At 36.3% G+C, this 12,122-nt stretch carries 10 protein-coding genes and 1 CRISPR repeat array; all 10 genes read right to left on the reverse strand.

Annotated features, from left to right (window positions below; genetic code table 11):
- On the reverse strand, window positions 1–195 hold a 195-nt coding region (locus tag EL17_RS23770; RefSeq protein WP_205623502.1), incomplete at its 3' end, for a hypothetical protein.
- Window positions 196–702: 507 nt separating this feature from the next.
- Window positions 703–3,176: direct repeats of the CRISPR family, unit length 30 nt; unit sequence ATTTCAATTCCTCTATGGTGCGATTAAGGG.
- Between the two features lie 352 nt (window positions 3,177–3,528).
- Entirely contained in the window at window positions 3,529–3,633 is a 105-nt protein-coding gene (locus EL17_RS23985) for a CRISPR-associated endonuclease Cas2 (protein WP_262482630.1), read from the reverse strand.
- A gap of 261 nt (window positions 3,634–3,894) precedes the next feature.
- Window positions 3,895–4,797: a type III-B CRISPR module RAMP protein Cmr6 gene (gene cmr6 / locus EL17_RS00190; RefSeq protein ID WP_051719674.1), complete on the reverse strand. Its 903-nt coding sequence runs from the start codon at window positions 4,795–4,797 to the stop codon at window positions 3,895–3,897.
- Window positions 4,784–5,173, reverse strand: coding sequence for a type III-B CRISPR module-associated protein Cmr5 (locus EL17_RS00195; RefSeq protein ID WP_035068448.1), 390 nt, complete (start codon window positions 5,171–5,173; stop codon window positions 4,784–4,786). Before EL17_RS00195 ends, cmr6 begins: the two co-directional genes overlap by 14 nt.
- Before the next feature lies 1 nt (window position 5,174).
- Window positions 5,175–5,984, reverse strand: a complete 810-nt coding sequence (cmr4, locus tag EL17_RS00200) for a type III-B CRISPR module RAMP protein Cmr4 (RefSeq protein WP_035068450.1) — start codon at window positions 5,982–5,984, stop codon at window positions 5,175–5,177.
- 17 nt (window positions 5,985–6,001) lie between these two features.
- On the reverse strand, window positions 6,002–7,063 hold the full coding sequence (locus tag EL17_RS00205) for a type III-B CRISPR module-associated Cmr3 family protein (RefSeq protein WP_035068453.1): 1,062 nt from the start codon (window positions 7,061–7,063) through the stop codon (window positions 6,002–6,004).
- Window positions 7,056–8,570 carry a type III-B CRISPR-associated protein Cas10/Cmr2 gene (gene cas10, locus EL17_RS00210; protein WP_205623503.1) on the reverse strand — a complete coding sequence of 505 codons (1,515 nt, stop codon included), beginning with the start codon at window positions 8,568–8,570 and terminating at the stop codon, window positions 7,056–7,058. The genes EL17_RS00205 and cas10 overlap by 8 nt, the downstream gene beginning before the upstream one ends.
- The gene (locus tag EL17_RS00215; RefSeq protein WP_035068457.1) at window positions 8,560–9,840 is read right to left on the reverse strand and encodes a hypothetical protein; all 1,281 of its coding nucleotides are present in this window, start codon (window positions 9,838–9,840) and stop codon (window positions 8,560–8,562) included. Before EL17_RS00215 ends, cas10 begins: the two co-directional genes overlap by 11 nt.
- Complete coding sequence (locus tag EL17_RS00220) at window positions 9,833–11,431, reverse strand: hypothetical protein (RefSeq protein WP_035068459.1); 1,599 nt, start codon at window positions 11,429–11,431, stop codon at window positions 9,833–9,835. The genes EL17_RS00215 and EL17_RS00220 overlap by 8 nt, the downstream gene beginning before the upstream one ends.
- A 333-nt stretch (window positions 11,432–11,764) precedes the next feature.
- The coding region (locus EL17_RS00225) for a CRISPR-associated endoribonuclease Cas6 (RefSeq protein WP_035068461.1) at window positions 11,765–12,122 on the reverse strand (358 nt) is incomplete at its 5' end.

A 12,122-nucleotide genomic window follows, 5' to 3' on the forward strand; every position in this document is an offset into this window, starting at 1 on the left:
AGTTCCAACAATATCCGTTTGAAGCTGAAGTTGTCGCAAGTATATAGAAACAGCCCTGATGATGCGGCCGACCCTGAATGGGTCGCATGCATATAGCATATGTGCTGATGTTGATTCCGACCCTGATAGGGGTCGCACAGCGTCGGTGAAGTAACTGGCAATAAACACATGCAAGACAGTAACCTGCCGTGCCATAGGTACGGAATATTTGTAGAAAATTACCATAAATAATGGAACCCGTGCTGTAGGTACGGAATATTAAAGGGTTAAATGCCCCAAATCCGTTTAATTTTATCCGATAGCCATTCCCTTTTTTAATCCTTTAACCCATAACCCCTTAACCATTTCTCCCAAGGGACGCAAGAAGAAATCCCTATAATTCAACCTGTAATGACAAGCCTCTCACCTACATGTCATTGCGAGCCTGATCCTGTGTATATTTTTCTTGGCAGTGCATTCATCAGGCGAAGCAATCTACTTTCAGAGGCTTCAATTATAAACATCGTAAATGAGATTGCTTCGGGGATTGATGGTCCGTATTAAACAAAAGAACTTGCCCATCTCCTCGCAATGAAGGTCAGTATGGAAGCCACATAAATAAGATTCCCACTCCTAACCAATACCTCTTACTAAAAAAATAAAGCCCCCAATCACTTTATGCTAAGTACGATTAAAGGATGTAGAAGGTATTCGTCATAATTCATTTCAATTCCTCTATGGTGCGATTAAGGGTCTTAGATATCTTACAGATGAAAGAGGATTAACCAAATTTCAATTCCTCTATGGTGCGATTAAGGGTTTTTGTATTCAGTCCCGTTTAATGCTTCTAAAACTATTTCAATTCCTCTATGGTGCGATTAAGGGTGCAAGGGCGCTTTAATGCGTGTTGCAGAAGAATAATTTCAATTCCTCTATGGTGCGATTAAGGGCAAAAGTAAAAGCTGAAACGCAAAAAGTACTTAATCATTTCAATTCCTCTATGGTGCGATTAAGGGATGTTAATGCAACATACTTAATTCCAGCTGTATTAAATTTCAATTCCTCTATGGTGCGATTAAGGGGCTCTACCATCAGGGGACTTTCCATAGATGGGTATCATTTCAATTCCTCTATGGTGCGATTAAGGGTCAAAAATTCCAGGGGACCTATAAAGGTCTGTCCTCATTTCAATTCCTCTATGGTGCGATTAAGGGTTTCTTTTCAGGGAAGTCTTGAAATAAGGCAATCAAATTTCAATTCCTCTATGGTGCGATTAAGGGTCTATGATGCCCAAGTCGAAGCTATAGAAAAGAGACATTTCAATTCCTCTATGGTGCGATTAAGGGGATAAGGTTAGTTAACCCAAGAGATTTTAAGATAATATTTCAATTCCTCTATGGTGCGATTAAGGGCCTAAGGATCTTAGTTGTACTCTCCCGTTAGATAGAATTTCAATTCCTCTATGGTGCGATTAAGGGAAGAAGCATTTGATGGCTTCGTTTTTGGAGTAGGGAAATTTCAATTCCTCTATGGTGCGATTAAGGGATCAACGGCTTTTCTGATCATTTATTAAATTATTTATTTCAATTCCTCTATGGTGCGATTAAGGGGATCATCTATAATCATGTTGATAGTCTCTTCATGCTATTTCAATTCCTCTATGGTGCGATTAAGGGTAAGCCAACAGAGTTTTAATCTGCCTTTTAATTTCACATTTCAATTCCTCTATGGTGCGATTAAGGGCTAAGAAACTTCACAATAAAAAATTGCAATTTTTCAATTTCAATTCCTCTATGGTGCGATTAAGGGTCTAACCCAAGTTTTTTCTTGTCAAACCCTTCACATTTCAATTCCTCTATGGTGCGATTAAGGGGATAATACGACATTCGACGTTAATCGATTCAACCACATTTCAATTCCTCTATGGTGCGATTAAGGGCTTTGACGGTATAAATTTTGATTTCAATATTCCATAATTTCAATTCCTCTATGGTGCGATTAAGGGTTTGGGAGGGGAAGGTTCTGAATTAGCCACCTCTGAATTTCAATTCCTCTATGGTGCGATTAAGGGACAACCAAAAGATTACACTATCAATTAAAGTTTTGTTATTTCAATTCCTCTATGGTGCGATTAAGGGCCTACAGTAACACCTTGTATTTCGTTTCCATAGATAATTTCAATTCCTCTATGGTGCGATTAAGGGAGCCATAAACCTATAATACGCGGCGAGAACAAGGTAATTTCAATTCCTCTATGGTGCGATTAAGGGATGGTTATTTATAAATAATTTTATCAACTTCTTTCAGATTTCAATTCCTCTATGGTGCGATTAAGGGAGAGAAGTTATTGCCGTACTGATCGCTTTCATCCTATTTCAATTCCTCTATGGTGCGATTAAGGGTAATTTGTTTGATGTTAAACTTTTAAAAATCAGCATATTTCAATTCCTCTATGGTGCGATTAAGGGTCATATCTGTAACCATGCTAGTTTTATCAATTCTAAATTTCAATTCCTCTATGGTGCGATTAAGGGTTAGATCATCTGTTTTTTCGTTGTCTATTTCATGATTATTTCAATTCCTCTATGGTGCGATTAAGGGTGAAGGGGGATATGTCAACCATCCCAACGATCGGGGATTTCAATTCCTCTATGGTGCGATTAAGGGTTATTTCAGCGGTTATACTACCGAACCACTTATTGATTTCAATTCCTCTATGGTGCGATTAAGGGTCAGGTACGATTCAGAGGGAAAAACGAGGGTTGGCTCATTTCAATTCCTCTATGGTGCGATTAAGGGTATTTGGTTAGTTGATAAATATCTATCTCCCGTTTCATTTCAATTCCTCTATGGTGCGATTAAGGGAGCTTGGCGCGGCGAAGGCGAACTGAAAGCAGGCGATATTTCAATTCCTCTATGGTGCGATTAAGGGCATTTTAATAGTAAACTTTTTGAGCGTTGAATTCCATTTCAATTCCTCTATGGTGCGATTAAGGGCGTGATCCCGGTAATAGGACCTACTTCCAAGTTTGGATTTCAATTCCTCTATGGTGCGATTAAGGGTTTCTGAAAACGAGACAGATTACACACCTGTACCATCATTTCAATTCCTCTATGGTGCGATTAAGGGAAAACGGATTTAATTTGAATCTATTTTCCTTTGATAGATTTCAATTCCTCTATGGTGCGATTAAGGGCCGCCGGGTTCAGGGGGTAAAATCGGCCTCAGTTGATCCCGGTGGCGGTTCAATATAGTGAAATTTTTCCTTTTTATCGTCGTTCTTCTATAGCCGGTTTTTGCCCTAGGTTCGACAACTTTATAATGGTCTGATTACTTGATGATTATGTTTTTTCCCTCAGCTTAATTACATCATTTTTCAAAAAATATATCTTTACTGACAACTATAGAAAGGTATCCAGATCATTTTTCTCCTGCCCGATCACTTCTTTTTCCAACCATTTCTCCTCCCTGCTTTTAAAATTAATAAAACTGTCCTTTTCCTCAACCATGATTTTTTTGGCTTTGATAAGGGGTTCCTTGTTCTAAACCTACGTGATCTCTCCCTCAAAAACTGAATTTTGGATCCAATTTAAATACTGCCTGCACAACTTCAGCATTTTTCCCACTCTTTTTTCCCCAATGTCAAAAGCCAAAGTTTCCCATGACAGGTGTGGAGGTAGGCGATATGGGTTCCGGTGATGTTCATGTAATTTGGTATTTCTATTGACGGTTGGTTTTGTTTACAATTGCCTGATATCCATGAATTCCAAAAGGTTCATTAAGTTTCCATAAAGCTGTCCGGGCATTTGGACTGCCGTAACATTAAACTGTTAGCTTTCAATTTTGGATTCCGATTGGTAGAAAATTAATGGTTTATCATATAACTTGATTTTCATTTATCGGAAATTTATCAATTATTTGTTTGAACTCACAAGCTGCCCATATCCTACATTCGTTTTTGCTCCAACGCCTATATCTTTCAAAATTTTCTCAAAAAGCTCTCTCTTCTGCACTTCTGTGATTACTCCACCTTTAAATTTAAAATAGAAAGTAAAAGTAACTTCAGGAAGTATTTTAAGAAATTGAATGGGATTTGGGTTCTTAAGCGGGTTCTCTCCATGAGGGGTGAGGAAGTCACTGCCTAAAAAGATGCCATTTCCCGGTACATCAGTGATATGCGCATCCATAAAGACATCTCTATCATAGATCGACTCTGAACCTTTTCCTTCAAATAGTTCTGCTTCTAACTCTTCTACATTTAACTCTTGATTGTCTAAATGATCTCGAATATAAGCGATTCTTGCTTCTTTAAATTCCTCGTCAGCTTTTGTGAAAGATCCGGGGAATACACTTCGCAATATACCTTTGACAGAAGATCCAGGGATGTAAGGAAGTCCCGTGGTATAATCAAAACTGAGTCCCAGTTTCATTTCCCCTTTCAAACCAGTTTCATGCGTCACACCAGTTCCCATGATCAGACCGGGATAAGTGGTTTTCATTTCAATGGTCTTAATTTCATTGGTGTTATTATCTTCAACAATGACCAAAGTATTGTGGTAGCTGCGAAACTGAGCTTTCAAAATCTTATCATTCTTCTCTTTAAAAAAACCTTCCTGCCCTTTCTCATTGTTATTATCAATTAGATCTTTGGTTAACCCCTGATAATATTCCTTATAGAACAACCAACCAAGGTTGGGAGTATCAGTATTTATCATTCTCGACTCTACGTCCTTTTGAGGTACCTTCATTTCTTCTTGCTTATTTCCCAACAATTGACCTAAACTGGATAAGTCTTTGATTGGCTTATTCTTTCTCATCTTTCATCTTTTTAAACGTTCTTAAAGCAAGTTTCAATGCGGCGGCAGCTTGATTTACCTCGTTAAGTAATTCAGGCGTATTACGCCCCTCCTGTAGCAAATAGGAGTGAAAAGGCAATCCGATGTGCGCTAGTTTGTAATGCTCCTTTAACACATACACCAAAGCATTTATCACCTTTGTTTTATTTTCTTCTGAATTAGCATTAGCATTCTCAAAAAAAATGACTGCCGGCAGTAGACCAGATTGAATAATGGCAGCGCCAAAAGAAGCGATGTACCCATTGTACTGCCTTTTGTATTGTCCGTTTTCATCAGCAATCTTTTCATGCTCAATTGCTTTTATAGCTGTTCGTATCAGTTCTTCATTTAGTTTCATCTTATCCGAGTTTACTGATTTTACAATACCCATACCCGATACTGGCATTTGCCCCGATACTTACAGGTACGTTCTCTATGGCTTGATCAAATTCTTTGAAGTCGCTTTGTTCATTACTTACTACTGCAAAATACAGTAGTGTATAACGGGGTAAAACCTGCTCATACCATAGATTGTCACTGGTTCCGTTTTCGAGATGATTACGGGCTATCACAGGAAGGTGATTGTCATCGCAGATTAAGCGCATATCTTCATCGGAAAAAATCACTAGCTCACCTTTAATTATACTGTTTATAGCTGACAATTCTGATACTTCCTTAAACTGAGCTTTAAATTCAAGTTCTTCTATTGTGGCATTTTCCAGTGATTTGTCAAATACAACTGGTTTTTTTCCTTCTATAGTGCCCAATTCATCCATAAATTTCTGTACGTGTGCTATTTGGTCAGAAGTACCATTAAACTGTTTTTTCCTAAAGGCGAATTCATTGAGCAATTCAATGGATGTTGCCATCAAATAAGGAACTTTATCAGTTCTCACAGGAATTGCTAATAAACTCGCTTCAAAAAAACGAAAAGCTCCCTTTACCTTCTTTGTGACTTCTGGATCACTTCCAAAAATCTTTTCAAGATCAGTTAATTTATTATGTTTACAAAACTCACGAAGAGCACCTTTCAAACTGGAAGAATTAATCGTTGGAAACCTCGTAAGTACATCCCTCTGAATCAGGTTGTCAATTACCCCAACGGAAATATCCCCACTCCCAACATGCAGGTTGCTTAATGGTTTAACTAAATAGAATTGAGTATGCATATTTTCCTTTTTATCGTTTAGTCTAAGTAAATATTGAATCCACAGCGCTGTAGATTTTTGTTTTTCAAGATTTGTACTATCTGATCTTTGTTGCTATCCGAAGAATAATAGAATACAGATCCTCTTTTTATTAAGTGGATCTTTTCGCTTTTATTGGGTTTGTTGGCATAATCTGTCATCTCTTTTATACTCGTTTTGATGCTGCGAAACATCACAGTATCAGACCAAGCGAAATCAGCTACGTTATCCAATACATTTTTTTGTTCTGAGGAGACATAAGTATCACTAATCAGTACTATTTTGTTCCTGATATCAAACAATCCCCTGCATTCTTTCTCATAGGTGTTTTCTGCCTTCTTAACTTTCATGCGAAACATAGATTGTTCACCACCAAGGGATATCAAAAGGTCAGATGAATTTCCGAAAATATCTTCTTTTAACTGTGCATAAAAAACAAAGCGGAGGCTATTATTAAGGCTTATAAACTCTTGCTTGAAAAATGCTTCTTTATCATCGTTTCCATTCCTACTTTTAATAGTGTTGACACCAATTTTCACATTTGTCTTAAAGAATTTACTTTCGGGGTGTGGTATATGGTGCTTAGTTCCTTTATATTGACTTTCGTTGTTGTGCTCTTTGATATCAAAAGACCGAATTTCTAATTTACGGGATTTAGTATTTCCAGCCAGATACACCCTGTTATGATCATGCCACTTTATGCTATCTTTATATTTGTAGTCAAATGGAGCGGGTATGAAATCTTCATTGTAGTTCGTTAAGAAAACTGGCGAAATGCTTTCGATAATACCAAATTCAAATTTATTACTGTTTCGATCAAAGTCAAAGCTCTTTTCACCAATGAAATTCTTGACTTTCTCCATATTTGCTTGAGAAATAGGTAAAAGCTTCTTTTTCTTTAGCAATTCAAATCGTAACATGCCCAACAATGCGGATTGTTGTGGAAACCGATTGGATTTGGCAAAGTAGTTTTTACCGTCTCCTTCGCCAAACGTGTTTTCGCCCCCGAAGAAGAAATCACCAAGAGGTTCTAGCTCTATTCTGTATGATATACTATTCATCTTTGTCCGAATTTAAGAAGTGTATAAAACGTAAGGTGGCATAAACAGTCTGGATAGTTGTTTCTATGCTATTCGAATGCGCATAGGTGTTTAGAAGAAACTGTTGCACTTTGTTCAGGAAATTTTGGTTGGACTCATGTATTTTTTCATTGAAGCTATTAGCAAAATAATTTTCAAGCCTGATGGTTCTTTTAGATTCTTGTTCACTCAAAATAATACGAAGCATTTCCTTATTTCTTCCCAGCCAGTGCATGACTGAAGATAAGAGTTTTCCCTTTTCTTCCTTTATATCAGACTTGTTCAGAAAAGTATCAATCATATCCTTAAAAGGGTTGTAAATACAGCATTGCCCTTTGGGAATAATCGCTTCGATATGATGACCGCTTCTTTTATCCAGTGAAAAAGCGATTGCATTTTTATTAAATTGTCTCTTAGCTTTATTAGTTAGCAAATCTTCTGTTCTTTCCAATGCTTCAAACATAGGAGACTTATAATGTATAATAGATATACCAAAAGAAAGCGTAGGCTTTACTTCGAAGGAGTGTATTACTTCTTCAAAAGCCAAATTGATCTGCTCAACCATTGCAAAAAGATGCCCTTTTTCTGATAATAAAGGAGCAAAAATCAATAAATCATCTCCGCCTACATAGATAGCACGCCCTTTGTATTCATCTACAATCTTTACCACGTTCAAGTTAAGCTCAAACAATTGCTTGGCAAGATCTATTACTGGCTTTCCTTTCTTTTGCAAATCGGAGATCGTTTTCCCTACATTGTCACCGTCTGCTTTGACAATAGCTACATAACTATGATATGATCGGAATTTCTTTTCCGCTTTTAGTTGATCCAATACTCTTTCTTCATCATTGTTCCCTCCTTTTTTTACTTCCTCACTTACAAATGTTCTATGCTCAGGAATAGCCAATTCGATTAATGATTCAAATAATCGATTGTCTTCTGAAATAGTATCTCCAAATGAATCGTTGGCAAGAAATGATTTTCCATTGATGTTTCCGAAGAAGTTTGAAAGGAAATTATTTTGCTCCTTCGGATTAAAATTGTCCTGAAGTTCTAGAATGCTTAGTTGTCGGTTACACGATTCAACTAGTGTTGAAGTATCTTCATGCTCAAATTCTAAAAAGTATATTTTTAGGTAGTTCTTGAGAAATATAATGCATTCTTTTTTGTTGCTTCCATTGCATGTTATATTATCAGCTAATTGTTCGATAACGTTGTCAATTTTTTTAACGAGATCATCGAAATCTCCTTCCTGAGCCTCAAAGATATATCTGTCAGGAAAGAGACCTGCTCCAGATGCAGGTTCAAACATTCTGTCGTTAACATATGGAAGAATAAATTTTCGATCTCTAAACTCCTTTATTAATTGCTTCCCCAGATAGGAAAATAGATAACTAGCTGCCCAAAGCTCTTTCGAGCTTTTCGCTAACATGAGTGTTCTGTATATCGGCCCCAGAGTAAGGGCTATGTATTTTTTACTATTTGTCATTATTCTTTTCATTAAGATTATCGCTCAATTGCAGATAAATATTCCTTAGCGTATTAAATTGTGTATGAGCGTGAAAACGGGCTTCAACATGAGTAGTAATATCGAAATTCTCTTTATTCAATATCCATTCAAATAAATCATTCACATAGAATAAGGCAGGGGTAGATAAATGAAATGTTTTGTTTCTATCTCTTATTTCAAATTGCTGATCCAGAAAATTCGGATCTATAGTGTTGAGAAATATGTAAACAGTAAATCGCTTTTCAGAGGTTTTAACAGGTTTAAAAGTAATAGGAGACTTAAAACGGTCAATGTTATCATTAGCCTTTTCTATATTTTTACTATAACTTCTCCAACTTTCATTAGTAGATAGGCCTAGTAAATCTTTCACAAGTTTCTTTTCTTTCGATTGAAATTCTAAAATATCAGGATTGTTATGATCTCGTGTTTGTTTTTCTAAGTCAGATCTTAAAAAATGCTCTTTTATAGATTTTTTATCCCATTGAATGTTTTTGTTTTTGAAATAGAGAAATAGAAGAGATTTGAAATAAAATATTGTTTCTCTGTTTCTATTCTTCAAGTTAATACCACTCCGTAATGTTTTGTAAAAAATATCAATTGTATCAAATAATTGATGCCAATTATCGTGTTTAGACATATCAATTGTAAATCGATAGTTGGACTCAATGGAATTATAATTTGCATCTCCCTTTTCAATATAAAACGAACCAAATCCTTTAGACTGCCTACTGCCAAAATTGTTTTGAGCAAAAAATAAAGCGAAATTGACCTTTTCCCTAATTTCTTTTATTAGAGAGGATTGAAATGTGAAAATTTCCATTTGAAATGGATTCTTTAGAAAAATAAACCTTCTGTACTCAGAATTATCTTCAATATCCTTGTCTAGATTACCAAAATATAATGGGTAACTATTTAGGTCCTTGATTTCACGCCCATCCTCTTTTCGTGTTTTTGTCTTTTCTAAGCCAGTTTTTCTGTCTACTTTAATTTTATTAATTTCTGAAATATCAGGTTTTTCTGTAACTGTGAACCGTAGCTTAAAATCCAAAGCTTCAGTATTGCTTATTAACCACTTATTCTTTTTGGCTTCTTCTACACCTTTATTAAAATTGCCATTTCCCAGATTTGTAAGAATAAACTTATCCAACTTGGGTTTCACTTCTGTAGCCCGCAAAGTAGCACCTGCTTGGTCATGTTGAAAATGAATTAGAGGCGTATGTTGCCTAAGTTGTATTGTAAGTCTATTCATTTTTTCTAATTGTTTTATTAATTGTCTTACTGATGATCCATTTACCGGAAAGTAATGTAATTACGCTAACTGCAACTAGTAAAACTATTGCGTAAGATCGACCCGGCGAAATGTCGTACGATGAAGAGAAAACCAAATCGCCTGAAAAGAGAGCAAATAAAGCCATTACCAAAGAAGCAGGAACGGTATACATAGCGATTCTTGAAATTAGGTTAGCTTCTTCGCTTAGTTTTATGCTTTCATCCATATTAAGCAAACTATGCAATTCCTCAATTTCACGATCTAATTGATCTGTTATTCCTTGTATGCCCATAGCTACCTGCATCTTCTGGTACATTTCAATTCCTTGTATTTGATCGGTGACTTCTTTGAAGGATAGCAGGTTATTAAATTTTAAATACATAGTCTGTATGGAAACAGCCTGTTTAGTTTGAGTTGAATTGAGTTTATTCCCGTCCAACTCTTTAAGGGTTTGAGTAAGATCGTATGATATTTTTTGTACCGATGCTCTTTGCGCTAGGCAAAGAATTGCCATTTGATAGTAGACACTTCGCATATGCAGCAAAATCGCATCACGTGCAAAATCACCTTCGTCAGTTAGGCAAAAAAGACAATCTCTTGTAATTCCGTACAATGTTCCATAGTTTACCCATCTATCATAGGTGTAGTCGAGTGTATGTTGCCTTAACATTATATCACTTTGACACGTCAAACCATTTTTACTATCACAAAAAATAAGTTTATACCAATCTGGATTTCCCAGGAACATATATTCTTTATAATTACTAGCTTTGCTTTTTGCTTTTAATTTTCTAGACAAAAGTTCATTTGGATACCAGCACAAGGTATACATCCGGTCGTCCGTCAGGTGGGTTATTGTAATTTTCGTCTCATCCCAACATGTTTTTTCACTGAATACAAAGTCGTTACAAAACAAAGATTTAATATAAGCTGGAGGCTGTATTATCTGATGTAAATTTATATTTTCATACTTATTAAAACTTTCAAATGTTTCTTTTTCCTCACAATAACTAACTTTTATATTTTTTGGTAAAAAGGATCTTTTGGTTGCATTAACTCCTTTTTGATTTTCTTGACTACCATTACCTAAGTACTGAGGGTATGTTCTTCGCCCAAAATCATTGATCAATTGAATTTCACCAATAGTTGTATAATTGTTATTCTCCAATTGAAATGTGAGAATACCTACCCCTGTGAAAAATATATGAAGGCTGATATTTTTGATCTCTAGATTAAAGTGTTTTAAACCATTTTCCTCATTTTCATCTATTACTTCAAACTCAAAAGTTTCCTTTTTATTTATCTGGTAATTAAAGTACCGTATGGTCTCTTTATTGTCCGCATTTGCATATAATGTATCTCGTACGTGGCTGTGGTAATACACATATTCATTATAATGTTGTGGGTTTGAGAGCTTGAATCCCTCTTCTTTCCACTTAACATCCTTTAGCAAGCAATCGCTAAAAGAAGCTAAAATATCCTTGCTGTTATTTGCCTCAGCAGACCATCGGAATGGCCACATAAATGTGTGGATACTTTTAGGCTTGCTCTTATCTGTGCTATCATCCATACAGATTTTTTATTATTTGGATTATAATTAGAAATATTATTCGTTCTTCAATTATGGCGAAGTTATCCATCTTTACGATGAGGTCTGCAACCATCGTTGCTTTGCAAGATGAAAGGAAATATATAAGATCCTTTCATTAGTATCGATTTATTATACCTAGAGGTCCTTTATAGGGTTTAAGTTTGATTTTACGGATTTACTGTCTCCCCCTCATACACATACCCCTCCATCAATTCCACCAGTTTTTTTCTTTTTTATCCAACGCATCGGCTGTTGCCCCCTTGGTGTAGATATATCCTCCGGCTTGAAGTGAAATGTAGGTTTCAACGCCATTCAGGTTTTTCCCATTTTCACCCCCACACATCCAAACCCCTGACTCCCAAGATGCCCAAACCCTGCATAGTAACCTATCTCCTGTAGCTCCACAGGAGCAGTCAGTGCAAACTCATACATATAGCCTATCATATGGGTTTCCTTCACTGTCAGCTGTTTGATCTTTACGCCGTTTTGGTAGATCTTTCCTCGTGGGACCAGGTTTATTTCAGGCATTTCTTCCCGGAAACCATTCCCGCTCACACTTGCATAAGCCACCGATTTAGAAAGCAGGTTCTGTAGCAAAAGGCCTTCGTAGCCTGCATCCGCGGGCTTTAGGTAGTTTTCTCCGCCATCCCCACGCTTCTGGCGGATGAAC

It is taken from the genome of Anditalea andensis, assembly GCF_000714815.1.
GTDB lineage: Bacteria > Bacteroidota > Bacteroidia > Cytophagales > Cyclobacteriaceae > Anditalea > Anditalea andensis.